The sequence below is a fragment of the Lacrimispora sp. 38-1 genome, from assembly GCF_049890855.1.
In the GTDB taxonomy this organism is placed as follows: Bacteria; Bacillota; Clostridia; order Lachnospirales; family Lachnospiraceae; genus Lacrimispora.
On sequence record NZ_JBANEW010000053.1, the window covers coordinates 157,287 to 182,624 of the forward strand.

At 42.0% G+C, this 25,338-nt stretch carries 26 protein-coding genes; 22 read left to right on the forward strand and 4 right to left on the reverse strand.

The features are described 5' to 3' along the window. Positions 1-132: 132 nt before the first annotated feature. From rsxC to V7D18_RS13470, 9 genes are all read left to right on the forward strand, one after another. The gene (rsxC, locus tag V7D18_RS13430; RefSeq protein ID WP_426154780.1) at positions 133-1,455 is read left to right on the forward strand and encodes an electron transport complex subunit RsxC; all 1,323 of its coding nucleotides are present in this window, start codon (positions 133-135) and stop codon (positions 1,453-1,455) included. A gap of 11 nt (positions 1,456-1,466) precedes the next feature. After that, positions 1,467-2,390, forward strand: a complete 924-nt coding sequence (locus tag V7D18_RS13435) for an RnfABCDGE type electron transport complex subunit D (protein ID WP_426154781.1) — start codon at positions 1,467-1,469, stop codon at positions 2,388-2,390. A gap of 1 nt (position 2,391) precedes the next feature. Further along, positions 2,392-3,006 (forward strand): RnfABCDGE type electron transport complex subunit G, encoded by a 615-nt coding sequence (locus tag V7D18_RS13440; RefSeq protein ID WP_426154782.1) that lies wholly within the window; start codon positions 2,392-2,394, stop codon positions 3,004-3,006. A gap of 11 nt (positions 3,007-3,017) precedes the next feature. Further along, positions 3,018-3,812, forward strand: coding sequence for an electron transport complex subunit RsxE (rsxE, locus tag V7D18_RS13445; protein WP_426154783.1), 795 nt, complete (start codon positions 3,018-3,020; stop codon positions 3,810-3,812). Positions 3,813-3,824: 12 nt separating this feature from the next. Beyond that, positions 3,825-4,400 (forward strand): electron transport complex subunit RsxA, encoded by a 576-nt coding sequence (rsxA, locus tag V7D18_RS13450; protein ID WP_426154784.1) that lies wholly within the window; start codon positions 3,825-3,827, stop codon positions 4,398-4,400. An 18-nt stretch (positions 4,401-4,418) separates the two neighbouring features. Further along, entirely contained in the window at positions 4,419-5,207 is a 789-nt protein-coding gene (locus V7D18_RS13455; RefSeq protein WP_426154785.1) for an RnfABCDGE type electron transport complex subunit B, read from the forward strand. A gap of 149 nt (positions 5,208-5,356) precedes the next feature. Beyond that, positions 5,357-5,497 (forward strand): hypothetical protein, encoded by a 141-nt coding sequence (locus V7D18_RS13460; protein ID WP_426154786.1) that lies wholly within the window; start codon positions 5,357-5,359, stop codon positions 5,495-5,497. A gap of 319 nt (positions 5,498-5,816) precedes the next feature. Continuing rightward, on the forward strand, positions 5,817-6,581 hold the full coding sequence (locus V7D18_RS13465) for a C39 family peptidase (RefSeq protein WP_426154787.1): 765 nt from the start codon (positions 5,817-5,819) through the stop codon (positions 6,579-6,581). 87 nt (positions 6,582-6,668) lie between these two features. Then, complete coding sequence (locus V7D18_RS13470; protein WP_426154788.1) at positions 6,669-7,808, forward strand: hypothetical protein; 1,140 nt, start codon at positions 6,669-6,671, stop codon at positions 7,806-7,808. Positions 7,809-7,886: 78 nt separating this feature from the next. Here V7D18_RS13470 and uxaC read toward each other — a convergent pair whose 3' ends face one another. Further along, positions 7,887-9,284, reverse strand: a complete 1,398-nt coding sequence (gene uxaC, locus V7D18_RS13475; RefSeq protein WP_426154789.1) for a glucuronate isomerase — start codon at positions 9,282-9,284, stop codon at positions 7,887-7,889. A gap of 29 nt (positions 9,285-9,313) precedes the next feature. Beyond that, positions 9,314-10,315 (reverse strand): LacI family DNA-binding transcriptional regulator, encoded by a 1,002-nt coding sequence (locus V7D18_RS13480; RefSeq protein WP_426154790.1) that lies wholly within the window; start codon positions 10,313-10,315, stop codon positions 9,314-9,316. 215 nt (positions 10,316-10,530) lie between these two features. Here V7D18_RS13480 and V7D18_RS13485 point away from each other — a divergent pair, with 215 nt between their 5' ends. From V7D18_RS13485 to V7D18_RS13515, 7 genes are all read left to right on the forward strand, one after another. After that, entirely contained in the window at positions 10,531-11,292 is a 762-nt protein-coding gene (locus V7D18_RS13485) for an IclR family transcriptional regulator (protein WP_426154791.1), read from the forward strand. A 110-nt stretch (positions 11,293-11,402) separates the two neighbouring features. After that, complete coding sequence (locus V7D18_RS13490; RefSeq protein ID WP_314459231.1) at positions 11,403-12,053, forward strand: bifunctional 2-keto-4-hydroxyglutarate aldolase/2-keto-3-deoxy-6-phosphogluconate aldolase; 651 nt, start codon at positions 11,403-11,405, stop codon at positions 12,051-12,053. A gap of 34 nt (positions 12,054-12,087) precedes the next feature. Then, positions 12,088-13,119 (forward strand): PfkB family carbohydrate kinase, encoded by a 1,032-nt coding sequence (locus V7D18_RS13495; RefSeq protein WP_170821685.1) that lies wholly within the window; start codon positions 12,088-12,090, stop codon positions 13,117-13,119. A 116-nt stretch (positions 13,120-13,235) separates the two neighbouring features. Next, complete coding sequence (locus V7D18_RS13500; RefSeq protein WP_426154792.1) at positions 13,236-14,261, forward strand: sugar kinase; 1,026 nt, start codon at positions 13,236-13,238, stop codon at positions 14,259-14,261. 160 nt (positions 14,262-14,421) lie between these two features. Further along, complete coding sequence (locus tag V7D18_RS13505) at positions 14,422-16,119, forward strand: S8 family peptidase (RefSeq protein WP_426154793.1); 1,698 nt, start codon at positions 14,422-14,424, stop codon at positions 16,117-16,119. Positions 16,120-16,158: 39 nt separating this feature from the next. After that, entirely contained in the window at positions 16,159-17,835 is a 1,677-nt protein-coding gene (locus V7D18_RS13510; RefSeq protein ID WP_426154794.1) for a S8 family peptidase, read from the forward strand. 88 nt (positions 17,836-17,923) lie between these two features. After that, on the forward strand, positions 17,924-18,031 hold the full coding sequence (locus tag V7D18_RS13515; RefSeq protein ID WP_426154795.1) for a recombinase family protein: 108 nt from the start codon (positions 17,924-17,926) through the stop codon (positions 18,029-18,031). A 194-nt stretch (positions 18,032-18,225) separates the two neighbouring features. Here V7D18_RS13515 and V7D18_RS13520 read toward each other — a convergent pair whose 3' ends face one another. Next, complete coding sequence (locus V7D18_RS13520; RefSeq protein WP_426154796.1) at positions 18,226-19,143, reverse strand: LysR substrate-binding domain-containing protein; 918 nt, start codon at positions 19,141-19,143, stop codon at positions 18,226-18,228. Between the two features lie 134 nt (positions 19,144-19,277). Between V7D18_RS13520 and V7D18_RS13525 the strand changes: the two genes are divergently transcribed. Further along, positions 19,278-20,405, forward strand: a complete 1,128-nt coding sequence (locus tag V7D18_RS13525) for a hypothetical protein (RefSeq protein WP_426154797.1) — start codon at positions 19,278-19,280, stop codon at positions 20,403-20,405. Here V7D18_RS13525 and V7D18_RS13530 read toward each other — a convergent pair. Then, positions 20,321-20,671 (reverse strand): hypothetical protein, encoded by a 351-nt coding sequence (locus V7D18_RS13530; RefSeq protein ID WP_426154798.1) that lies wholly within the window; start codon positions 20,669-20,671, stop codon positions 20,321-20,323. The two genes, V7D18_RS13525 and V7D18_RS13530, sit on opposite strands and share 85 nt — an antisense overlap. Here V7D18_RS13530 and V7D18_RS13535 point away from each other — a divergent pair. The 5 genes from V7D18_RS13535 to V7D18_RS13555 all read left to right on the forward strand — a co-directional run bounded on the left by V7D18_RS13535 (position 20,663) and on the right by V7D18_RS13555 (position 25,328). Then, positions 20,663-20,872, forward strand: coding sequence for a DUF1003 domain-containing protein (locus V7D18_RS13535; protein WP_426154799.1), 210 nt, complete (start codon positions 20,663-20,665; stop codon positions 20,870-20,872). The genes V7D18_RS13530 and V7D18_RS13535 overlap by 9 nt on opposite strands. A 288-nt stretch (positions 20,873-21,160) precedes the next feature. Then, positions 21,161-22,444 (forward strand): ABC transporter substrate-binding protein, encoded by a 1,284-nt coding sequence (locus V7D18_RS13540; protein ID WP_426154800.1) that lies wholly within the window; start codon positions 21,161-21,163, stop codon positions 22,442-22,444. 24 nt (positions 22,445-22,468) lie between these two features. After that, positions 22,469-23,398, forward strand: coding sequence for a carbohydrate ABC transporter permease (locus V7D18_RS13545; protein WP_426154801.1), 930 nt, complete (start codon positions 22,469-22,471; stop codon positions 23,396-23,398). Positions 23,399-23,411: 13 nt separating this feature from the next. Next, complete coding sequence (locus V7D18_RS13550; RefSeq protein WP_426154802.1) at positions 23,412-24,263, forward strand: carbohydrate ABC transporter permease; 852 nt, start codon at positions 23,412-23,414, stop codon at positions 24,261-24,263. A gap of 33 nt (positions 24,264-24,296) precedes the next feature. Beyond that, positions 24,297-25,328 (forward strand): LacI family DNA-binding transcriptional regulator, encoded by a 1,032-nt coding sequence (locus V7D18_RS13555; protein ID WP_426154803.1) that lies wholly within the window; start codon positions 24,297-24,299, stop codon positions 25,326-25,328. Positions 25,329-25,338 lie beyond the last annotated feature (10 nt).

Sequence of the window (25,338 nt, forward strand, 5' to 3'; positions counted from 1 at the left end):
TTTGGAACACAGTATACAATATGTAATTTCGGATTGTTTCACCTCCCGGATTGTGTTATACTTACTTCGGTGACAAAATGAGAAAATTTTGTCGGGAGAGATAAAGAATTGTAGAGAAAGAGGGTTAGTCTAATGGGTTTGGCTACATTTAAAGGCGGCATTCACACCTATGAGGGAAAAGAATTGTCGGAAAATAAACCTGTGCAGGTACTGCAGCCAAAAGGCGAGATGGTGTTCCCGCTGTCCCAGCATATCGGCGCACCTGCAAAGCCTCTGGTGGCGGCAGGTGATCAGGTATTAGTTGGTCAGAAGATCGGAGAGGCAGGAGGTTTTATTTCTGCATGTGTGATCAGTTCCGTTTCAGGAACAGTAAAAACCATTGAACCAAGAATGGTCGCAAACGGCTCCATGGTAATGTCAATCATCGTTGAGAATGACGGAAAATATCAGGAGGCGGAAGGATTTGGTAAAGAGAGGGATCCCAAATCCCTGTCAAAAGAGGAGATACGTGATATTGTAAAGGAGGCCGGTATCGTAGGTCTTGGCGGAGCAGGATTCCCCACACACGTAAAGCTGACACCAAAGGATGAGACAAAAATTGATACCATCATTGTAAACGGAGCAGAATGTGAACCATATCTGACATCCGATTACCGGATGATGCTCGAAGAGCCGGATAGCATTGTAAAAGGTCTGAATATCATTCTTCAGCTGTTTGACAATGCAAAGGGCGTAATTGGTATAGAAGACAATAAGCCGGAAGCAATCAGACTGATGACAGAGCTTGTAAAAGATGAACCGAGAATCACGGTTTGTCCGCTAAAGACAAAATATCCACAGGGCGGTGAGCGCTCCCTGATCTATGCGGTGACTGGAAGAAAGATCAATTCTTCCATGCTTCCGGCTGACGCAGGCTGTATCGTGGATAACGTGGATACGGTTATTTCCATCTACAATGCCGTAGCAAAGTCCACCCCGTTAATCCGAAGAATTATTACGGTTACCGGCGATGCCATAACAAATCCACAGAACTACAATGTGAGGACAGGAACAAATTACGCTGAGCTGTTAGAGGCTTCCGGCGGATTTAAGACAGAACCGGAAAAAGTGATTTCCGGAGGACCGATGATGGGGCAGGCGCTGTTCAACATGAATATACCTGTTACCAAAACCTCCTCTGCGCTTACCTGTATGTCAAAGGATGAGGTTGCACTGAATGCGCCGACAGCCTGTATCCGCTGCGGCAGATGTGTAAACGTATGCCCCAGCCACGTAGTTCCCCAGATGATGATGCAGGTGGCTGTAAGATCTGACATAGATGCATTTGTAAAATTAGATGGTATGGAATGCTGCGAATGTGGCTGCTGTTCGTATGCCTGTCCGGCAAAACTGCCTTTGACCCAGGCATTTAAAGAGATGCGTAAAACAGTGATTGCAAGCAGAAAGAAAGCGTAGGAGGGTGAAGTATGAGTAAATTATTAAACGTATCATCATCACCTCATGTCAGAGATCAGGTAACATCACAAAATTTAATGCTGGATGTAGCAATTGCCATGATCCCGGCTACTGCGTATGGTGTATATCAGTTTGGAGTAAAGGCTGCACTGGTTCTGCTTGTCAGCATTTTATCCTGTGTATTAAGTGAATATGTATTTGAAACCCTGATGGGGAAACCGGTGACTGTCAGTGACGGAAGTGCACTTGTAACCGGAATGATTCTTGGACTTAACATGCCTCCGGCAATTCCGTTATGGATGCCATTTTTAGGCGGTGTATTTGCAATCATCGTTGTAAAACAGCTTTACGGCGGACTGGGACAGAACTTTATGAACCCGGCTCTTGCAGCAAGATGTTTTCTTCTGATCGCTTTTGCAGGTCCCATGACCACGTTTACATACAATGACGCGGTCGTAAGCCCTACTCCTCTTGCAGCATTTAAAGCGGGGCAGTCAGTTGATGTGGCAGCCATGTTTATCGGAAGAATTCCAGGTACCATTGGAGAAGTTTCTGTCATCGCGCTGCTCATTGGTGCGGCGTATTTAATCGCCAGAAAAGTAATATCAATCCGGATTCCGGCAGCCTATTTAATAACATTTTCTCTGTTCGTCTTTATCTTCGGACAGCATGACCTGATGTATGTGCTGACTCATTTATGCGGCGGCGGTATTATTTTTGGTGCATTCTTTATGGCAACTGATTATGTAACCAGTCCGGTTACCCCAAAGGGGCAGATTTACTTTGGTATTCTTTTAGGTGTGCTTACCGGTCTGTTCCGGCTTTTCGGAGGATCTGCAGAGGGAGTATCCTATGCGATCATCATCAGCAATATTCTAGTGCCGCTGATTGAGAAGATATCTCTTCCAAAAGCATTTGGAAAGGAGGGCAAATAAGATGAAGAGTGGCGGATATATGAAAGACGCGTTAATTTTATTTGTCATTACTCTGGTTTCCGGCTTTCTGCTGGGCGGTGCTTATCAGATTACGAAGGCACCTATTGAAAAAGCAACGCTTGCAGCCAATATTGAGGCATATAAGGCAGTGTTTCCGGAAGCGGCGGATTTTAAGTCTGATGATAAGATGAAGGCAGACATTGAAACCTGTAATACAGAGCTGCTGACACAGAACTTTGGCAATGTAGGCGTAAACAATGCACTTCAGGCAGTAGATGGAAGCGGCACTCTGCTGGGTTATGTCATTACGTCCCATTCGGATGACAGCTATGGCGGTACAGTAGAGCTTTCCGTGGGAATCAAAGCGGATGGAAGTATAAGCGGTATTGAGTTTCTGGCAATCAGCGATACTCCGGGCTTAGGTCTTAAGGCAAAAGAACCGGAATTTAAAGGCCAGTATACCGGAAAGAGTGCGGAATCACTCACTGTTACCAAGTCCGGCAATGCAGGTGATGCCGAGATCAATGCCATCAGCGGCGCTACCATTACATCAAGTGCAACTACCAATGCTGTCAACGCGGCATTGTATTATGTGCATCACTATATGAATCAGTAGGAGGTGGGAAGATGAATAACAAATGTACAGAACGTTTATTTAACGGTATCGTAAAAGAGAACCCGACCTTCGTGCTGATGCTCGGTATGTGTCCGACTCTGGCTGTTACCACATCTGCGATTAACGGAGCAGGTATGGGGCTTTCCACGACTGTGGTACTGTTATTTTCCAATATGATTATTTCCGCTATGCGTAAGATTATTCCGGACCGTGTCAGAATCCCGGCTTACATCGTTATTGTAGCGACTCTTGTTACGATCGTGCAGCTGCTTTTACAGGCCTATGTACCAAGCCTGTATTCCGCTCTTGGAATCTATATTCCGCTGATCGTTGTTAACTGTATTATCTTAGGACGTGCAGAATCCTATGCTTCCAAGAACGGCGTGGTGGCCTCCACCTTTGACGGAATTGGTATGGGACTTGGATTTACCATCGCCTTAACCTGTATCGGTCTGGTTCGTGAGATCCTGGGGTCCGGTGCCGCATTCGGAATTAAATTTATTCCTGAGAACTACCATATCGCTATTTTTGTTCTGGCTCCAGGCGCATTCTTTGTACTTTCGATTTTAACTGCCCTGCAGAACAAATTCAAAGCTCCGTCTGCAACCAATGGTTCCGTTCCGCCATCCAAGTTAGCCTGCGGAGGCAACTGTATGTCCTGTTCCGGTTCTTCCTGCATGTCAAACCATGAGGTTTTGGAAACAAGAAAAAGACAGGCAGAAGAAGAAGCACTTGCAGCAAAAAAAGCAGAAGTAGCCAGAAAAGAAGCAGAATTGAAATCTGCAACTTCCAGGAAAGACGAATAGGAGAGTGGATCGATGAAAGAATTATTATTAATTGCTATTGGCTCCGCACTGGTTAATAACGTAGTGCTCAGTCAGTTTCTCGGCCTTTGTCCATTCCTTGGAGTTTCCAAAAATGTGAAAACTTCTGCCGGTATGGGCGCAGCTGTAATCTTTGTTATTACCATCGCATCATTTGTTACCAGTTTAATCTATAAAAGTGTATTAGTGGGACTCCATCTGGAATTTTTACAGACCATCGTATTTATTCTGGTCATTGCAGCGCTGGTACAGTTTGTAGAGATGTTTTTAAAGAAATCCATGCCTGCACTCTATGAGGCACTGGGTGTGTATCTGCCTCTGATTACAACCAACTGTGCTGTTTTAGGTGTGGCACTGACCAATGTTCAGAAGAGTTATAACATTCTGGAGAGTGTTATAAACGGTGTGGGTACTTCTGTTGGTTTCACCATTGCCATTATCATGCTGGCTGGTGTCCGTGAAAGAATCGAATATAATGACGTTCCTCATTCCTTTAAGGGATCACCGATTGTTCTGATTACCTCTGGCCTGATGGCGATTGCATTTTTCGGATTTTCCGGATTAATTTAAGGGAGGAGACGAAAGAATATGATAACAGGAATTATTTTTGCGGCAGCCGTTGTAGGCATTATCGGTATTCTGATTGGCGTATTCCTCGGCATTGCCAGCGAGAAATTTAAAGTTGAAGTTGATGAAAAAGAAATCCTGGTCAGAAATGAGCTGCCGGGAAACAACTGCGGCGGCTGCGGCTATGCAGGCTGTGATGCTCTTGCAAAAGCCATTGCTGCAGGCCAGGCTGATGTTGGTGCCTGCCCTGTAGGCGGCGCTTCCGTAACAGAAAAGATCAGTCAGATCATGGGTGTGTCTGCAGGCGCAGCTGAGAAAAAGGTTGCATTTGTTAAATGTAAAGGTACCTGTGATAAGACAAAAGTTCAGTATAATTATTACGGAATTGATGACTGCCGGAAGATCTCAGTCGTACCGGGAGCTGGTGAGAAGGCATGTGTTTATGGCTGTATGGGATACGGATCATGTGTGAAAGCATGTGAATTTGATGCGATCCATGTTGTGGACGGCATTGCAGTCGTTGATAAGGAGAAGTGCGTTGCCTGCGGCAAATGCGTGGCTTCCTGTCCCAACAACTTAATTGATCTGGTTCCTTATAAAGCGGAGTACTTAGTTCAGTGTAACTCCCACGACAAAGGAAAAGATGTTAAGGCTAAATGCGATGTGGGCTGCATTGGCTGTACCATGTGCATCAAGCAGTGTGAATTTGATGCCATTCATATGGACAATAACGTTGCAATTATTGATTATGAGAAATGCACCAATTGCGGTAAATGTGCTGCTAAGTGTCCGGTTAAGGTAATTATATAGTATTAGAGAAAGAGTGCTGTAATATTGATTGTTTTATAATAATCTTTTATTGCAGCACTTTTTTTAATAACGTAATGCTGCCGTATTTGCTTAGACAGATCAACCGGTTGTTCTTTCAGGGAAAAAACCGGGTAATAACCAGATTGAGAATGTGGATCAGAAAATTCCATAAACCTGCGGGGGTTGGACTGGCAGCGCTTTCGCTGATTCATGGATATCTGGCGCTTGGAACAATAAGGCTTCATACCGGAACTCTTGTACCAGGAGCGCTGTATTACATTGGGCTATAAAAAAGGATCTATACGGAATGTTGGGGTGTGCCTGGAGAGCACACTTTCAACATTCTTTTTGTTGTAATAAAATACATTTACCCCAGAAAGTTGCATTTTACTACATACAAACTGCTATTTTCAACATGCTCCCGTTTTTTGTAGAATTTTGTTGTATACTGACATTGTGATTCATTCACTTTGTAACTGAAGTTGGAACCGGTTTCTTAAAAGGTGTAGGTTTAGGAGGTGAGTCGAAAAAGTGCATTACACGAAGATTAACCAGATATCCGGCAATACGAAAATGGAACTATCACAAAAGAAAATGGAGGGAAAACAAATGAAAAAGTTTCTTTTAATGTTTTTGACTTTAACAATGGCGGCGTCAGCCAACAGCATTTCCTTTGCATCCCAGGGAGACTCTGCAAAGGAATATATCGAAGCGAAAGCGGTATCTGTAAGCGGGGAAAGCAGACCTGCAGGCGGAGATATTGTAAAAGCTCCAAACGGTGCACGTTCAGCAAGACCACAGGATAAATCTGGTTTTAAAAAGGATGATCTGCTGAGTAACAACCTTTCACGCCAGGCATCAGCTTCCTGGAGGTATTTAAACGGATATACCGTATACAGCCAGATAACTAATTATAATTGTGGTCCGGCGTGTGTTCAGGCTGCATTAAATTATCTCGGCGTTTCCCGTAACCAGTCGGATATTGCATATGGCTGCAGGACAACCACCAACGGTTCTTATCTTGCGGATATGATAACATATATAAATGGGCAGCAGAGAAGGAACACATACGTTGGAAAATATAACCAGTCCTCGTCTGAGATGAGCAATTTACTGTACAGCGGAGTATCCACATCAAAAGCAGCTCCGATTATAGGCCTGACCTTTTCAACCAGTGACGGCTGGCTTTATTCAACAAATGGTCATTTTATGTCTGTGTACGGAGCAAAAAGTGATAAGTCCGCATTTGCTCTGGGCGATCCATGGATCGGGTATTCCGGTTCCGGGTTAGACGGAGAATCATGGACATATACCAAGTCCGCTGCCACTCTTTATAAGGCATATAATAAAGTAAATATTGGATTAATGTATTAATTTTATATAGTATAAGGATTCTGGAAAAGGCTGAGGGGATATTTCCCTTTCGTCTTTTCCAGACGTAGAGAGGGAGTTCTTGAATAAATGAACAGGAAAATCAAAGGTTTTATCGTGCCGTTAATCATACTATGCATCCTATTCCTGCCAGGCTGCCATATCTGGTCTGATCGGGGAAACACCGGTGAAGACTCATCAAGTAAAGTCCAGGCATACAATGCGGCCTTTGATAACTCTGCTTTAAGGACCTATATTGATATTTATGAAACCAAATTATTGTATATGGAGATGATCGGACCGGCTGCAGACTTTTATATTTATAATTTTCAGGATGGAAGCAACAAAAAGATTTTAACCATAGATAATTTTGCTTTAAAAGGGATAAGCAACGCACTGATAAATAACACTCTCTATTTTTATGTAAGTTTATATAATGGGACAGAATTGGAGAATGACTTGTATGCTGTAGATTTTTCAACAGATAAAATGGTTGCGGAATCAAAAAACATGTATTCCCAGAAGCTGATACCATTAACAGGCTTAGATAATAAACTGGTATCTCTGCAAGGGGATTATTCAGAAAATGGGGGAGTAAAGTCTTTTGTGGAGACCCTGGACAGCAGCAAAAACATGATACAGGTCAGGCTTCATTCAAAAGCTGAGGCGCAGGATTCGAAAAAAGATAACACATCACGTCAGATTATATATATTACAAGTGATGAGAAATATTTATATACCATAGAAAAAAGTAATTCCGGTTCAGATATGAATTGCTTTATTGTAAAATATGATTCGGATTTTTCATTTATCAGTGAAACAGACATAACCGATGTCTTGAAGAAGTATGAAATAACCAGTGGGATAGGTTCCTTCTCAGTGTTTCATAATTATTTTTCCATTACGGATTATTCCAATAATACGATTGTATGTGAGTTTGGTGAAGGTGATAACCGGGTTATTTTATATGAAAATGATGTTGAATGTATCCGTGATTATTCTCATCCAAGTCCATATCAGTTTCTATATAAAAGAAATACCAACGAAATCTACAGGATGGATACAGGAACAGGAAAAATTGAGATGCAGAATTTTGATCTGGAAAATGACACATCCAGTATCCGTGACATGCTTTCCTATGGGGATAATCTCCTGATTGTAAAGCAGCCGGATTCAGACAGCGGGAACGAAAATGTATATCTGATTCCCCAAAATTATGAAAAGCAGTAATCGTATAGATAAAAAAGGTGCCGCAAAGCCGCTGGAAATCAGCAGTTTTTCGCGGCACCCTGTTTTTATGAATATAATTTAGAATCCAAAATATTTTACAGCATTGTTATAGGAAATGCCTTCAATAATCTCTTTTAAAGCTTTCTGATCATCCGGATATTCTCCGTTTTCTACCCAGCCGCCTACCAGCTCACAAAGAATTCTGCGGAAATATTCATGTCTGGTATAAGACAAGAAGCTTCTGGAATCGGTGAGCATACCGATGAAGTTTCCAAGGCAGCCTAAATTGGCAAGAGAGGTCATCTGCTCTGTCATGCCGGTTTTGTGATCATTAAACCACCATGCAGAACCCTGCTGGATCTTACCTGGGAACTGGCTCTGGAAGCAGCCGAGGATTGTTCCGATGGAAGCATTATCATTGGGGTTTAAGGAATAGATGATTGTCTTTGGTACCTCATCTGTAGCGCTTAAAGCATTGAGATAATCAGCCATCTGTGCAGAAGGAGCATAATTGTTGATGCAGTCAAATCCGGTATCAGGTCCTAACTTCTCAAACATAAGAGCATTGTTGTCCCTCTTACAGCCGTAATGAAGCTGCATGATCCATCCCATGCGGTTGTATTCTTTTGCTGCAAATACCATAAATGCAGTTTTGTATTTCAGTTCTTCTTCCTTTGTAACAGCTTTTCCGGAGATGCTCTTTGCAAAGATTGCATCAAGCTCCGCATCGTCAGCAGGTACATACATCACATACTCAAGTGCATGGTCAGATACGCAGCAGCCCTGGCTGGCGAAGAATTCCATACGATTCTTCAAAGCGGCCTTTAAAGAAGCAAAATCCTTGATTTCCATGCTGCTTGCGGCAGACAGTTTTGCAATATAAGCAGCAAAATCAGGTTTTTCAACATTCATGGCCTTGTCCGGTCTCCATGCTGGAAGAACCTTTACCTCAAACGTGGAATCTGCAGCGATTTTCTGGTGCCATTCCAATGTATCTGCAGGATCATCTGTGGTACAGATTAATGTTACGTTGGATTGCCTGATTAAATTGCGGACACTCATGGAATCCTGATGAAGCTTTTCGTTGCATAAGTTCCAGACTTCTTCTGCTGTATCTGCATTTAAATAGCCGGTATAGCCAAAATATCTCTGAAGCTCCAAGTGGCTCCAGTGATAAAGCGGGTTCCCGATCAGCTTTGGCATGGTTTCTGCCCATTTCTGGAATTTTTCCCTGTCAGTGGCATCTCCCGTAATGTATTTTTCTTCTACACCATTGGAACGCATTTGACGCCATTTATAATGATCGCCGCCCAGCCATACCTGAGTGATGGTATCGAATTTGCGGTCTTCATAAATTTCCTGTGGATTGATGTGGCAGTGATAGTCAACGACAGGCATCTTTGCCGCATAATTGTGATAAAGATCTTTTGCAGACTGGGTAGACAGTAAAAAGTCCTTGTCCATAAACTGTTTCATGTTAGAGAGTCCTCCTTAAATATATATGATTAGAAATTAGTAGTACCTCGCTTAATCAGCTCTGGAGTAATGGTAGTCTTAGCAGGCACATTGCCTCCTTCTAACACCCTCATCAAAGTATTGACGGTAGTGGTGCAGAGAGCCTCAACCTTGTTGTCCACGGAAGTAATTTCGGGCGTTGTGCACCGGGACAATATGGAATTATTATATCCGATGATGCTTAATCCCTCAGGGATGGAAATTCCGGTCTGATTTGCATATTTTACCGCACCGACAGCCAAAATATCCTCAGCAGCTAGAACGGAGTCAAATTTTATTCCGGAAGCGGACAGTTCCTTAAGCTGTTCCATGGCAAGATCCGGATCTTTGGAGCAGAGAACCATAAGCTCATCCCGCACCGGTAAACTGGCGGATACTGTAGCCTGGCGATAGCCTGACAGCTTGCGCAGATTGCTGTATGAAGTGCCGGAATATAGATATAGTAATGCTGACCGGCCTGACTCATAAAGCTTTGTTGCAGCAGAATAAACGGCGGCATGATCGTCACAGACCGTACTGTAAATCTGTCCGCCTTCCAGACAGCCGTTGACCAGCATAATGGGAATGTCTTTCGCGGCTTCCATGAGATATGCATTGTCCCTGTCTTTCGCCTCCACATAATGGGAACCGGTAAGTATAATGGCATCCACACGCTTGGAACGCAGCAGTTCCAGATACTTCTTTTTGGTTTCGGGAAGATAGCCGCTGCAGCATAAGATGGAATCATATCCGCTGCTTCTCAGCTGCTTTTCCAGATAATAGACAGCCTCTGCCAGCCATGGGTCAGAGGAATCCGCACACATGATTCCAATGGTCTTCATGGTGTTAAGCCCCAGGCTTCTGGCGAACACATTCGGTGTATAGCCAAGCTCGTCCATGACAGCGAGAACCCGTTTTCTGGTCTTTTCACTGACATTGGGATTCCCGTTAATCACGCGGGAGACGGTGGCGATTGAAACATGAGCATGTTCGGAAACATCGTAAATATTCAAAAGCATTCCCTCCGTAATTGTAAGTATTTACATTCCTAGGTTATTATACATAATTATGGTATATATTACAATCCCCCATTTATTTTTTTTGAAAAATAATACAGAAAATCCGTATAATCCTGTAAACACTTACAAATACTTCGTATATGCGAAAATAATCTTGCTTTTTTATAGACCCCGGGAGTATACTAGATTCTGGAAATGGAGGCTATACCATGAAACTTAACAGAACCACACAGCGTACAGTAGAAATTCTGAAGCTTATTTCGAAAACACCGGAAGGCGCGACGTTAGATGATATCTGCCAGAAACTGGACCTCCCCAAAACCAGCGCCTACGATATCGTCACCACTCTGGGAGAGATGGGCATGGTTAATGTGACCCGGGGGCAGAAGCAGAACTATACCATTGGCTTAATGGCATACCGGATCGGTGTGAATTATACCAATAATTTAAACTTTATCGGAATCATTGAGCCGGTACTGAAGGCATTTTCCAAGGAAGTGGGCAAAACCGTTTTTTTCGGAGTTCCATCGGATCATCATGTTGTATACATATGTAAGTTCGAACCGGAGAATCCTATTATTACAACAGCCACGGTCGGATCTAAAAATCCCATGTACTGTACTTCATTAGGGAAGGTGATTCTGGCTTACAGTGATGAGGAAAACAGAGATCAGATCATCAGCCGCATCCGGTTTACCCGGCATACAGAACGTACCATTGAAAACAGAGAAGGCCTTCTTGCTGAACTGGAACAGGTCAGAGAAAGAGGATATGCTTTTGATGCAAGAGAGATGGAAGAGCATATGCAGTGCGTGGGAGCTCCGGTTTTTGACCGGGATGGCAACGTACTGGGGGCAATCAGCATATCCAGCTTATATAAGCCGGCAGAGGATTATGAGGCTCTTGGAAAACTGGTTTCGAAGAAGGGAATGGAGGTTTCCAGGTTATTAGGCTTTCTTGGAAAAATATGAGGATTACTTATTGACAAAATGCCTGGAAGCGATTAATATTTCAAGTATAAGAATCGTAAATATGAAGTTAATTCGTATATACGAATTTAAAAAAGGAGAGAAGAACAATCATGAAAAAAGAACAAGTTTTATCAAAGATGAAAAAAGACTGTCTGGTTGCTGTTGTTCGTGCGAAAAGCCTGGAACAGGGCGAGAAGGTCGTTGATGCAATTATTGCAGGCGGAATTAATTTTATTGAAATCACCATGACTATGGATGAAGGAAACCCAATTGAATTCATCGCTAAAATGTCTGAAAAATATAGCGCCAATGATGATGTTGTAATCGGAGCAGGTACTGTTCTTGATCCTGAGACTGCAAGAGCAGCAATCCTTGCAGGAGCAAACTATGTGGTAAGCCCGGGCTTAAACGTAGAGACTATTAAGCTTTGCAATCGTTACAGAGTACCGATGCTTCCAGGTGTTATGACTCCTACCGAAGCAATCACTGCACTGGAGTGCGGCTGTGACGTAATCAAGATCTTCCCAGGCAACATCATGGGACCGGCAGCGATCAGCTCCTTTAAAGGACCCCTTCCACAGGGCGACTTCATGCCATCCGGCGGTGTTGACGTTGATAACGTTGACAAGTGGATTAAGGCAGGCGCATATGCCGTTGGTACAGGCAGCAGCCTGACAAAGGGCGCTAATACAGGCGATTTTGCAGCAGTTACAGCAAAAGCAAAAGAATTCGTTGAAGCAGTGGCAGCAGCTCGCAAATAATAGAAAACAACTTAAGAATTAAGGAGAATACAAAATGGCAAAGATCGTAACCATGGGCGAGATCATGTTAAGATTATCTACCCCGAACAATGAAAAGTTTATTCAGGCAGATGAGTTTGATGTAAATTACGGCGGCGGCGAAGCAAACGTAGCTGTTTCTCTTGCAAATTACGGACATGAAGCTGAATTCGTTTCAGCAGTTCCGAAGAATCCAATCGGTGATTGCGCAGTTGCAGCATTAAGAAAATACAATGTTGGAACAAAGCACATTGCAAAAACCGGTGAAAGACTTGGTATCTATTTCTTAGAGACAGGCTCTGCCATGAGAGCTTCTACTGTTGTATACGACAGAGCACATTCCTCTATCTCTACAGCAACAGCAGCAGACTTTAACTTTGATGAGATCTTTGAGGGCGCAGACTGGTTCCACTTTACAGGAATCACTCCTGCTGTCAGCGACAGTGCAGCAGAACTGACTGAGGCAGCTTTAAAGGCAGCTAAGGCACACGGCGTGACTGTATCCGTTGACTTAAACTTCCGTAAGAAATTATGGTCTTCTGAGAAAGCTCAGAAGGTTATGACAAACTTAATGCAGTATGTTGATGTATGTATCGGTAACGAAGAAGATGCAGAGAAAGTACTTGGCTTCAAGCCAGGCAACACTGATGTAACTTCCGGAGAACTGGAATTACAGGGATATGTAGATATCTTCAATCAGATGGTTGACAAGTTCAACTTCAAGTATGTAATCAGCTCTTTACGTGAAAGCCATTCCGCTTCCGATAACGGCTGGTCTGCATGCATTATGGATGGTGCAACCCGCGAATTCTATCATTCCAGAAAATATCACATCACACCAATCGTAGACCGTGTAGGCGGCGGAGATTCCTTCGCAGCAGGCGTAATCTGCGGTATGGCTGATAAGAAAGATTTCAAGGCTGCTCTGGAATATGCAGTAGCTGCTTCCGCATTAAAGCACACCATTCCTGGCGACTTCAACCTTGTATCCAGAGAAGATGTTGACAGCCTGGCTGGCGGTGACGGATCAGGACGTGTTCAGAGATAATTTAACTGAACTGATTTTGGCAGAAGATATGACTGCCTCTAACTGAACGGGGAAAGACATCGGGGGTCATTATGCAATGACCCCCTTTTTTTAAAATCTATGGAGGAACGATCAAGATGAGTGACAGACCATTTGATTTATTAAGCCTGGGAGAACTGCTTTTACGTCTGTCTCCGGATGGAGTGGAAAGGCTGGTCCGGGGAGATTCCTTTCAAAAACAGGTTGGCGGAGCAGAGTTAAACGTTGCGGTAGGTGCGGCTCTTTTAGGGCTTCATACCGGTGTGGTAACACAGCTTCCAGCCAATGACATGGGGAATTTTATAAAGAACAAAGTGCGTTCTTATGGAATCAGTGATGATTATTTCGTGTATGATCAAAGCTCCAATGCCAGACTTGGTCTTTATTATTATGAATACGGTGCATATCCCAGAAAGCCCAAGGTGATCTACGACAGAAAGAACAGTTCTTTCTATAATATCAGTGAAGCCTCTTTTCCGGATGATATGTATAAAGCAACTACCTGCTTTCATACCACTGGCATTACCCTTGCTTTGTGTGAGAATACAAGAAAAACCGCCATTGATATGATACGCAAATTCAAAGAAAGCGGCACGATCATTTCTTTTGATGTTAATTTCCGTGGAAATTTATGGACAGGAGAGGAAGCAAGAGCCTGCATCGAGCAGATACTTCCTTATGTGGATATCTTTTTCTGCTCGGAAGACACGGCGAGGCTGACTTTTAAAAAAGAAGGAACTGCCAAAGAGATGATGAAGAGCTTTACTGAGGATTATCCTATTTCCATCGTGGCGTCTACGCAGAGAATCGTACATAGTCCGAAGAGCCATACATTCGGTTCTATTATTTACGATGCTGCGAGAAACGAATATTATGAGGAAGAACCTTACCATAATATTGATGTAGTGGATCGGATCGGAAGCGGAGATGCCTATATAGCAGGTGCGCTTTATGGTCTTTTAAGCACTGGCGGTGACTGCATGAAGGCGGTTCAGTATGGCAATGCCACTGCAGCTTTAAAAAATACCATACCAGGAGATCTTCCTACCTCTGACTTAAGTGAGGTTAATACTGTAATTCGGGAACACAATGATAAGGGACCTCAGAGTGAAATGAGCCGATGACACAATAAGTCTGACAGACAGGCGGGAGCCATTGCACCATAAGTGATTGATATCACTTATTGTGCAATGGCTCCTTTTTTGGTGGTTTTACGAAAGTTATTCTGACATACATTTTTAAGTATTTCCATATATAAATGTAACAGATAAATAGGTGGTTATCATGGCAGAAGATTATAGGAATCGAATTGTTAGTGAAGACTATGCTGATTTAGTTGTGGAAACTGGGAAGGTCCAAAGTATTTTGGATAAAATTCCTGAGGCAGTTGCTATTCCCATTCATTTTCAAATATCCTTAGTTACTTTTCCGGTAAAATACTTTACAAAGCGATCCATTGCTGAGCTTGGATATAGTCCAATCCCTTCCATCGTGGGCTTATTAAGCCTGAATAGTCTTGAGGCGTCAGGAATATCGATGTTACGCAATTTTCCGGTCTTTAATCTTTATGGGAACGGAGTTTTGATTGGCATTTATGATACAGGGATTGACTATACGAATCCAGTGTTTCGGAATGCAGATGGTACGACCAGAATTGTATCGATCTGGGATCAGACGATACAAAGCGGTAGTCCGCCGGAAGGCTTTCTATATGGAACGGAGTATACAAGAGAACAGATAAATCAGGCTTTGCAAAGTGATGATCCCTTTGAGATAGTACCGACCAGGGATACAATCGGTCATGGTACTATGCTCGCGGGAGTCGCCGGAGGAAAGGAATCCCCTGAGAATAATTTTTATGGTATCGCCACAGAGGCGGAATTTGTCATCGTAAAATTGAAAGAGGCAAAGCGGTATCTTAAGGAGTACTTATGCATTCCAATGGATGCGGTCGCTTATCAGGAAAATGATTTTGCTTTTGCACTGCAATATTTAACCAGTGTATATGCAAAGCTATCAAGACCAATGGCCATATGTGTCGGATTTGGAGCCTCAGAAGGCCCCCATGATGGAAGAGGAACCTTTAATAATTATAATGCTTTAGTCGCAGCAACTCCACAGATCGCATGTATCATAGCAGCCGGGAATGAAGGGAATGCAAGGAGGCACTATTTTGGAATGATAGATGAATCTTCCGGTTTTGATATGGTGGAACTGAGAGTGGGTAAGAATGAGGGCAATTTTACTATGCAGCTATGGGGCGAACAACCTAATTTTTATTCGGTTGATATTATATCCCCCTCAGGAGAGTTTGTACAGCAAATAGAAAGTAGAGATGAGTTTCAGGAGGTCAGTTTTATTTTTGAAGAAACCATAATTTATATTGATTATCAGGTATCAGAAACACAAACCGGTAGTCAGTTGATTTTCTTCCGATTTATAAAACCAGCTCCGGGAATCTGGAAATTTAGGATTTACGAGAAAGGGGATGTAAGAATTGGTTTTAATATATGGCTGCCGATGGAAGGGTTTATCTCAGATAACACATATTTTCTAGAATCGGATCCAGACATTACCGTATCAGCCTATGCAAATAACCCTGTGCCAATTACAGTGACAGCATATAATCCGGAAGATGACAGCTTATATCTGAAAGCAGGCAGAGGTTATTCAAGCATAGGGGTCATTACCCCTCATATTGCAGCCCCAGGTGTGAATATTGTTGGCCCAACCCTGAATCAGGGTTTTGCTGTATTTAGCGGAACCAGTGTTGCAGCTGCACATGCTACAGGAGTTGCAGCCATGTTATTAGAGTGGGGGGTAGTCAGAGGTAATATTCCATTTATGAATTCGATTGAAATGAAGATTTTACTCGAAAGAGGAGCCAGACGTAATAGCAGTCTGACATATCCGAACCGTGAATGGGGGTACGGCATTCTTGATATTTACAATGTGTTCAGAAGTTTACGATCCGGGAGTTAAAAGGGGATAACCATAAGAGATATGAGAGGAGAGAGAAGGATGCGTTTAGATAACGAAGATTATGCTGATCTGATTGTATTTTACTTAAACAATCCGGCACTTCTAAACAGTTACAAGGAGGCTTATATACGTTATATGAACGAAGCCTTTGCTATTGTACATGTACCGGTATCTCAGATAACGCAACAGGCAATTAGTCTCTTTGGGTATACAGCAATACCAAAGTTATATGGACTGACCAGTGAAGAAAGCCTTAGAGCCTCCGGTGTATCCAGCTTAAGAGGAATGCCGGGGTTTGATTTACAGGGCAGCGGAGTGCTGATAGGTATTATTGATACCGGTATTGATTATACGAATCCAGTATTTATAAAGTCAAATGGAACTTCAAAAGTTTTATCCATATGGGATCAGACCATTGCAGCCGGAACTACTCCTCCTGGAGCAGATTTTGGATCTGAATATAATAACCAGCAGATTAATCAGGCCCTGGCTTCCGAAGATCCTTTTAAAATCGTTCCAAGTATTGATGAAATCGGACATGGAACGATGTTAGCTGGAGTGGCGGCAGGAAATAAAGTGCCGGGAGCAGGATTTGCAGGCGTGGCACCGGAAAGTGATTTGATTATTGTTAAATTAAGGCAAGCAAAAGATTACTTAAGAGACTTTTTTATTGTTCCAAAAGATATACCCTGCTATCAGGAAAACCACATTATGTGGGGAGTACAATATTGTACTCAGTTAGCAAGGAGCCTTAACAGGCCAATTGTTATTTTGACAGGCATGGGAACTTCACAAGGATCGCATAATGGATATGCTCCTTTACCAACGCTTTTATCAATTATTGGAGACTATCCGAATACAGCAGTCGTGGTGCCGGCTGGAAATGAAGGAATTTTAAGAAGACATTATCACAATAATATCAATGATGCCAGTGGTTTTTGCAGCGTTGAGCTTAATGTTGCTAAGAATGAAGATGGATTTTCCATGGAATTTTGGGGGAATGCATTTGGTATATATGCCATTGATATCTTATCGCCAAGTGGTGAACTTATTCCAAGAATATCAGCAACTATAAGACTTAGTAAAGAGGTTTCATTTGTTTTTGAAGGTACGAGAATATATATTGATTTCCAACTAGCCCAGACACCGACTGGGGAGCCGCTGATTTTAATGCGCTTTCAGAATATTACTCCCGGTACTTGGAAGTTTAATGTATATAACCTGACAAATGTACCCTGTGACATTGATATATGGCTGCCTATGGGAAATATGATAACCAGCGGCACTTACTTTATCAATGCGGACGATAATGTGACTTTATTGGATCCTGGAACAGCAGCACTTCCTATTACGATTACAGCATATGATATTGCAAATAATAACCTGTATATAAACGCAGGCAGAGGGTATACAAGAGATGGAACAATTAAGCCGGAGTTAGCTGCACCTGGTGTGAATTATATTGCACCAAATCAAAATAAAGAATTTATCCCGTATACGGGTACTGGTGTAGCTGCAGCACATACTGCAGGCATCGTAGCCATGATTTTCGAATGGGCGGTGATTAAGGGAAACAGACCTGGACTGGACACGATTGAGATGAAGAACTATTTAGTCAGGGGAGCTATAAGAGACAGAAAGTTAACTTATCCGAATAGGAGTTGGGGGTATGGAATCATTAATGTAAATAGTGTATTTGAAGTCCAGAAAAATTAACGTATGAACTTTTTCCGCCAAGGCTCCACCAGGCTCACCCGGCATCATTTTTTCGGTTCAAGGCATGTGGAATTTGGATTCTATTAGAATGGACAAGGAATTTAAGATTGTGAGGATGATATTCGATTTATATTTTCAGGGACTGACATTTGGTCAGATTAAGACTTATCTGGAGTCTATGGGAGTCCGAACTTAGGTCATAAACGAATGAGAGAACCATGTGGTGATGTTATGTTAATTTCATATGTGCTGTATTTTATCTACCTTTGTAATGGGTAATATAATTGAAAGTTCAGCATGCATAAAAGTTCAAAATATAGGAGTTGAAGATGAAAATCTTCAACTCCTATATTTTGCGTTCTTTAGGAAGAAGTATAATTACAATTGTTTTCAAGAACAATCAGAAACATTGATTGATACAGGGAGATTTTTATATTCACCAGCTAGATCAATAAAGTTTTGAGCCATCGGACATATATTTTCATTGTTCCAAACAAGAGAGATATCAATATGTACTTCTGGATTTTTCAATGGTTTGTAACAGATTGTATCATTTAATATATTGGTATAGCAATTTGGGACAAGGGCTATACCTAATCCTGATGCAACCAATCCCAATACAGAAATATCTGTTTCAGCATCTTGTACAACATTAGGTGTGAATCCTGCTAAATGACATACAGACATGAAATCACCATAGGATTTCCATTTAGAAGATTGAGAATAGGTTATAAAAGGCTGGTCTTTTAATTCTGACAGACTTGAAATATCCTGATTTGCCAAATCCCAATTCTTTGGAATTGCAATAGATGAATTTTCGGTTGCAATTAATTGATAATTTAAATCATCATAAGATTTCCATATTAATCCAGCTATTCCAACATCCACCTCTTGATTTGACACACTGTTTTCAAGGTCGGGTGAATTCATTTCTTCTAATATCAATTCAACTTGAGGATATTTTTCTTTAAATGCCGAAAGAATCTCTGTAACAGAGGTGCTGATAATCATACTATTATATGCAATTCTTAGTTTACCAATCTTTCCATCGGCAATCAGTTTACCAGTTTCCACTCCTTGCTTGAGATATGACAAGGCTTTTATGGTTTTATCCCTTAATTCAATACCTGAAGGGGTAATAGATACCGATCTTGTAGTCCTATAGAATAATTTATATCCCAATTCTTCCTCTAATTTATGAATTTGAAAACTTAGTGGCTGCTGAGCCATATGTAACTGTTCCGCTGCTTTTCCAAAATGTAATGTTTCACATACTGTTAAAAAATACTGTAATTGTCTTATTTCCATAAATGTATCCTCTTTGCATTATGTATGTATTGAGTGTTAACATGAATTGATTAAGTGTTTCACTATTTATAAAAACTATTATATACTTTATTCATCAACAAAACAACTAACGAATTATAGGAGGAAAACAGACTATGGCAAATGATTACAATGAAAAGTATAACAACATTAAAGCTTCACATGAAGCAATTACATTAGAAGATGAAGTGACACATTTTGAGTCACTTTCAGTACCTTCATCACAAACTGATATATGGGAAGAAACAGCTGCAGGAGTTGTTGCAGAAGCAGGAGATTACGATATTCTGTTATGGGCAGCCGGTTATGCTCTTTTTGGAAATGGAAAAGGCATCTGGGGACCAGGTCAGTCAGCAGAAAGAGAAATTCAGTTAATTGTTGTACCTAAATCACAGCGTGGTACGATGAAAGACAACAACTTTGTACGTGTTGGCTGGACACCTAAGGAGCGTTTACACAATGATAAATTTACGGTTACAAAGGCAGAGGATAAAATCACTTGGGACTTTAATGGACTTAAATTTGTAGCAGCTCCTCCTACATGGAACATCAACGGAAAAGCTGGTGATGCTGAACTTGATCTTGTGTATGAGCAAATTGGTACAGCTCTTTGGAACTGGGGTCCGTTCTCAAAGGCTAATGAGAATGACCGTGCGGGATATGATGCATTTGTTAATGTGAATGGAACTATTCGCACATCAGAATATGATTTAAAGATTGAGAATGGATATGGAGTTCGTGAACACATCATTACAGGTCAGTCAAACGACCCAGTTAAGAATCTGCCTGTACCTAATTGGATGTGGTGGCTTTACACAATTCAAGGAGATGTTAAAGTTAACTTCTTCCAGCCAGGTCCAAATAAAATCGGCTTTGTAAAGTATGCTGATAAGCAAGTTGATTTTGGCCCTGGTAATGGTGCGGTTGAGTATGAAACTATTGAAAAGTGGGAAGATCCAAGAAGTGGTATATACATGCCAGTTAAATGGAGACTAAAGATGGTAAAAGATGACTGTGTCGTTGATGTAGAAATAGCTTCACATGGTCGTGCTTACAGCCACTGGCCAGTTGCAACAGGGACTCGTATGTATTGTTATCTGCTTTCCACAATGACAGGAACTGTTTCCCTTCCAGATGGCCGTACAGTGACACTTGACAATCATCTTACAGTAAATTCGTTTTGTAAAACGATTCTTACTGCTGATCCATATGACTTTTCCTCTTTGAGCCCCTTGGGATTTTGAGGCAAGGGGGTGGGGATGGGACTGATCCCATTATCGCCTTCTTCCTCTTGAACCTGAGATACAGCCCTTTCTTCTGCAAATTCTGGATGCTGTTTTTCGATAAACTTCATGGTTGTCGCAATATGAGAAAATGCGTAATCACGCATGGAAATTGCCTGCTCATAAGCTGATTCGTCAAGATCTCTACCGCTCTTTGGAGAGGCAAGTCCCTTTTCATAACGACTCATTTCTCTGTCTCGAATGGCAAGCTGTTCATCATGAACCATACCAAGATCCTCAATTGGGAGATAAGTTCCTTTGATCCTTACCCCTTTATCTTATTAAACCTGATCTTATCCTGTATAGCTGCGATTCAGGCATCAATCATTATGATGAGTCAAAACCGCCAGGAGAAAAAGGATAGACTTCGGGCAGAAAATGATTACCGCGAAGTGTTAGAGGCAAAAAAACAACGCTCTGAAGATTGAGAGAGAAGAATAAAAGCACTATTATTTTTCATACATTGCACTGGGTTTAAACCTTTAAATGGAAAAAGTATATTTTAAAAAGAGGATAATAATAATTTAATACATAATTGACAAAATAAGAATAATATTATATAGTAATATTAGTTAATATATGTAATGAGTGTTATATAATCCTTTGTTTAAACGTTTAAATAGAAGCTGCGCTGAGAGATACCTAATTATCTTTTGGCGATTTTAAAGCCTGATAGTTTAAACGATTAAATAGAAAAATATTTGGAGGGAAGATTAATGAGAAGGAAGAATTTATGGGGACGGATTTTCCTGACAGCGGCAGCAGTGAGTATGCTGGCTGGCTGCAGTACAAAGGGAGGACAGACAACCGGGGGATCATCATCAGGTGAAACAAAAAAAGACGGAGAACAGAAGGTTACCATAGCAGTATGGAATGAACCGAATAAGGATGAGGCACTGAATATGTATGCGCAGGCGGAAAAAGCTACCGGTATCAAAGTGGAAGTGACTGTGATCCCGGAGAGTGATTATTCGTCCAAATTAAACCAGATGGTTTCCACAGGTGATGATTCTGCTGATATCTATGTGATATGGGAGAATGATATTGCTAATTTTGCAAAAGCAGGCGGTATTATTTCCATGGATGACTACTTAAAAAATTCATCCATTCAGACTAAGGATTTTATTGATGCAGTTTCCGCACTGTCTGCCGGGCTTGGGGGTACATATGGTCTGCCATGGTGCGCTGCGACAGAGCTTCTTTACTATAATAAGGATATGTTTGATGCCGCCGGTATTCCATACCCCGACAACAACTGGTCTTATAACGATTATAAGGCTGCAGCTGAAAAGCTGACGATAAAGGAGGCTGACGGCACAACGAAGCAGTACGGCTGCACACTTCCCAACACCCAGACCTGGTGGGCTGGAATCGGAGGGGCAGGCGACAAGGTATACGATCCGTCCAAGGGACAGATGGTGATCGGCAGCGGAGCGGTATCCTTTGTCTCGGATGTGGCAGCTATGGCAAAAAGCGGTGTGATGCCGGAACCATCTTCCGATACAGCTGATTTATTTGCCTCCGGCAAAGCAGCCATGAGCTGGCAGGGAAGCTGGAATATCGGAACTTATGGAAGCAGCCTTCCGTTCCAGTGGGATATTGCAACCATACCCACGGACAAGATTAAATATAATACCCTGCATACCGGTTTTTACAGCATCAATGCCAAGAGTAAGAACCAGGATGCTGCTTTTAAGGTAATTGAATATCTTATGGGGGAAGAAGGGCAGACCATTAACTCCAGATCCAGCGGAAATCCCTCTGCCATTAAATCCATTGCAGAAAAAGGTGCATGGAAAGTGGAAAGTGCCACTTCTGTGAAGAACTGGGAAGCAATGACGGATTCTTTAAAAGCCGGCGTATTTGGATATACCTGCCTTCCGTCCGGAGTTACCAATAATGCAGTCAGCGAATTTAACGCGGCAGTTCTGGGACAGAAGACTCCCGAAGAGGCTGTTAAAAAAGCTGATGCCTATGCGAAGGAAACCATTGGTTACTAGACTGCAAAGCTGGAAGGAAAGTGAATGATAATGGTAAATGAAAGCAGTAAGTCTGCAAAGAACAAAAAGCTTAAGAATCATCTGACAGCTTATGCTTTTTGTGCTCCGTGGATGATAGGATTTGTTTGCTTCACCCTGTTTCCCATTGCTTTTTTATTTGCAGTCAGTCTGACAAACCGGAAACTGAGTGGTGTTTCGCAGTTCATAGGTCTGGCAAATTATATCAATATGTTTCAAAGTGCCACGTTCTGGAATTCTTTTCGGGTTACTTTGTTTTTCACGGTTGTTATGATGATTGTAACTACGGTCTGGGCGGTGGTGATGGCACTGCTGCTGAATTACAGGCAAAGATTAAATGGTTTCTTTCAGTTCTGCTATTTTCTGCCGTCGGTAATCCCGACGGTAGCACTTGCCTATACATTCCGTACCATATTCGGAAAGGAGGCAGGACTGTTAAATGGAATTATTTCCGCATTTACTGGTAAGAATGTGATGGTCAACTGGCTGTATGACGGCCGGACAGTCTATCTGGCTCTGTTTTTCATCACTCTGTTTACGTATAACACCGGACAGATGATGCTTATATTCCGTTCCGGATTAAACGATGTGCCCAGAGAACTTTATGAGGCATGCGAGATTGACGGAGCCAGCCCTTTTAAGAAATTTTTTAAGATTACCCTGCCCATGATATCGCCTATTGTGCTTTTTAACGCAGTAATGGGCTGTATCAGCGCATTAAATGGCTCGTTTGCTCTTTTATATCCCCTGACTGGAGAAAATGGTGATCCAAACGGAATGTCCCAGGTGCTCAGCCTTTTGATCTATAAAGAAGCATTCAGCAATATGAAGGTTGGTTATGCCTGCGCCATGTCCGTAATACTGTTTCTGATTGCGTGCTGTTTTGGAATCGGGATATTCGCAATTTCGAAAAAAATTGTTTATTATGAAAATTGATGGGAGAGAGTACATGAAATCAGCTAAAACAAGAAAAAAAGCCGGCCGGATTCTGGTTTTCATGATTAAAATTCTGGTGGGGATAATCATGTTTTCTCCGATCATCTGGGTACTCACCGGCTCCTTTAAAACTTTAACAGAGTTTACATCATCTTCCGGTATTTTGCCGCAGAAAGGGACGATAGAAAATTATAAATATATATTTTATCATTCCAATTATGTACTATATGTAAGAAATACGGTGCTTCTGATGGCGGGTACCACTTTGGGAACTTTAATATCCTCCTCGCTGGTAGCTTACCCGCTTGCGAGAATGGAGTTTCCCGGGAAAAATCTGATTTTTTCCCTGATCGTCGGTACCATGATGATTCCCAATATTGCTTTAATTGTCCCTCAGTATATTATGTTCGGAAAAGTTGGCTGGCTGGATTCTCTGCTTCCCATGATCGTTCCTGCATTTTTTGCCTATCCGTACAACGTATTTTTATTCCGGCAGTTTTTCCGTTCCATCCCTAAGGAACTGGATGAAGCTGCTACCATGGATGGCTGCAGCAGAATCGGGATTTTCTTCCGTGTACTCATTCCGCTGTCTAAGTCAACCTTTACGACGATTGGAGTGCTGTCCTGTGTATTCTGGTGGAATGAGCTGACGCAGCCGGTATTTTACATAAACAGTGATAAATGGAGGACTCTGACCATTGCACTTATGACGACATTTATGTATACTTCAGGTAATGCGTTTGTAATCAACTGGCCTTCGATCATGGCTGCCTCCACATTGATGATTCTGCCTCCCATGCTGCTTTATCTGTTTGGATCCGGATTTTTAGTGGAAGGAATTAAAACGTCTGGTCTGAAGGGATAAACAGGTAAATAGAAAGAGAGAGTAGAAAACCCCATGACACTAAAGGAAATTGCATCAATGGCTGGTGTATCAGTTGCGACGGTTTCGTATGTTTTGAATAATACGGCACAGGTAAGTGATGAGACGAGAAAAAAGGTAGAGAAGATTATTAAGGAAACCGGGTACCGGTCCAACATTCTGGCCAAGAGCTTAAGAAGGAATGAATCCTTTCTGGTTGGAGTGATTGTAGAGGATGTAACGGTATGGCACACTGCTTATATTATTGACGGAATCAATGAAATTGCGGAAGCAAGAGGATACAATACCATACTGAGCAATTTAAGACTGTTGAATAAAATTGAATCTCAGTTTGACCACATTTCTAATTACCAGAAGGATATTGATAAGGCACTTGATGTGATGATCGGAATGCAGGTGGATGGCATTATTTATGTAGGCATGCATGACCGGAAAATCAGCCATATTCTTGGCAATATTAAAAAACCGGTGGTTTACTGCTACTGTTATACAGACGGTGAAGGTTCATCGGTCCGCTACAGCAATGAAAAGACGGTTTATCAGATGACACAGATGCTGATTAATAACGGTCACAGGGAATTTGGGGTTATTAATGGACGACAGGAGTCGGAACCTGCTGCATTAAGGTACAATGGGTTTTTGAAAGCGTTGAAAGAAGCAGGAATTACCGTGAAAGAGGAGAACATAACCTGTGGAAACTGGAAATACCGGGAAGGAAAAGAAGCGGCGAAAAAGCTATTGGGAAAAACCGGCCGCCCCACTGCAATTGTGGCGATGAATGATGATATGGCGGTGGGGGTCTGTGATGCGGCAAAAGAGCTGGGACTTAAGATTCCCGATGATGTTTCTGTCACAGGCTTTGACAATGCGGATATTATTCAATATGTAACGCCAAGGATTACAACGGTGGAAAGGCCTTTGCAGGAGATGGGATACCGCTCCATGGAGCTTTTGCTTGAGAGCGTAAGCGGAGCCAGTGTGGGAGATGTGAACATTACGCTTCCCTGTGCCCTGATTGAAGGGGAGTCAGTAAGAAAACTTAATTAGAAAAAAAGAT

Bases quoted from the DNA above. Each gene is read 5' to 3' on its own strand.
- V7D18_RS13485 (WP_426154791.1), top strand. From the start codon at position 10,531: ATGAAACTTAACAGAACCACACAGCGTACAGTAGAAATTCTGAAGCTT.
- V7D18_RS13495 (WP_170821685.1), top strand. From the start codon at position 12,088: ATGGCAAAGATCGTAACCATGGGCGAGATCATGTTAAGATTATCTACC.
- V7D18_RS13520 (WP_426154796.1), bottom strand. From the start codon at position 19,143: ATGGAAATAAGACAATTACAGTATTTTTTAACAGTATGTGAAACATTA.
- V7D18_RS13525 (WP_426154797.1), top strand. From the start codon at position 19,278: ATGGCAAATGATTACAATGAAAAGTATAACAACATTAAAGCTTCACAT.
- V7D18_RS13545 (WP_426154801.1), top strand. From the start codon at position 22,469: ATGATAATGGTAAATGAAAGCAGTAAGTCTGCAAAGAACAAAAAGCTT.
- V7D18_RS13515 (WP_426154795.1), top strand. From the start codon at position 17,924: ATGGACAAGGAATTTAAGATTGTGAGGATGATATTCGATTTATATTTT.
- uxaC (WP_426154789.1), bottom strand. From the start codon at position 9,284: ATGAAACAGTTTATGGACAAGGACTTTTTACTGTCTACCCAGTCTGCA.
- V7D18_RS13505 (WP_426154793.1), top strand. From the start codon at position 14,422: ATGGCAGAAGATTATAGGAATCGAATTGTTAGTGAAGACTATGCTGAT.
- V7D18_RS13540 (WP_426154800.1), top strand. From the start codon at position 21,161: ATGAGAAGGAAGAATTTATGGGGACGGATTTTCCTGACAGCGGCAGCA.
- V7D18_RS13510 (WP_426154794.1), top strand. From the start codon at position 16,159: ATGCGTTTAGATAACGAAGATTATGCTGATCTGATTGTATTTTACTTA.
- V7D18_RS13470 (WP_426154788.1), top strand. From the start codon at position 6,669: ATGAACAGGAAAATCAAAGGTTTTATCGTGCCGTTAATCATACTATGC.
- rsxC (WP_426154780.1), top strand. From the start codon at position 133: ATGGGTTTGGCTACATTTAAAGGCGGCATTCACACCTATGAGGGAAAA.
- V7D18_RS13530 (WP_426154798.1), bottom strand. From the start codon at position 20,671: ATGGTTCATGATGAACAGCTTGCCATTCGAGACAGAGAAATGAGTCGT.
- V7D18_RS13500 (WP_426154792.1), top strand. From the start codon at position 13,236: ATGAGTGACAGACCATTTGATTTATTAAGCCTGGGAGAACTGCTTTTA.
- V7D18_RS13435 (WP_426154781.1), top strand. From the start codon at position 1,467: ATGAGTAAATTATTAAACGTATCATCATCACCTCATGTCAGAGATCAG.
- V7D18_RS13455 (WP_426154785.1), top strand. From the start codon at position 4,419: ATGATAACAGGAATTATTTTTGCGGCAGCCGTTGTAGGCATTATCGGT.
- V7D18_RS13555 (WP_426154803.1), top strand. From the start codon at position 24,297: ATGACACTAAAGGAAATTGCATCAATGGCTGGTGTATCAGTTGCGACG.
- V7D18_RS13535 (WP_426154799.1), top strand. From the start codon at position 20,663: ATGAACCATACCAAGATCCTCAATTGGGAGATAAGTTCCTTTGATCCT.
- V7D18_RS13550 (WP_426154802.1), top strand. From the start codon at position 23,412: ATGAAATCAGCTAAAACAAGAAAAAAAGCCGGCCGGATTCTGGTTTTC.
- V7D18_RS13440 (WP_426154782.1), top strand. From the start codon at position 2,392: ATGAAGAGTGGCGGATATATGAAAGACGCGTTAATTTTATTTGTCATT.
- V7D18_RS13465 (WP_426154787.1), top strand. From the start codon at position 5,817: ATGAAAAAGTTTCTTTTAATGTTTTTGACTTTAACAATGGCGGCGTCA.
- V7D18_RS13460 (WP_426154786.1), top strand. From the start codon at position 5,357: ATGTGGATCAGAAAATTCCATAAACCTGCGGGGGTTGGACTGGCAGCG.
- rsxA (WP_426154784.1), top strand. From the start codon at position 3,825: ATGAAAGAATTATTATTAATTGCTATTGGCTCCGCACTGGTTAATAAC.
- rsxE (WP_426154783.1), top strand. From the start codon at position 3,018: ATGAATAACAAATGTACAGAACGTTTATTTAACGGTATCGTAAAAGAG.
- V7D18_RS13490 (WP_314459231.1), top strand. From the start codon at position 11,403: ATGAAAAAAGAACAAGTTTTATCAAAGATGAAAAAAGACTGTCTGGTT.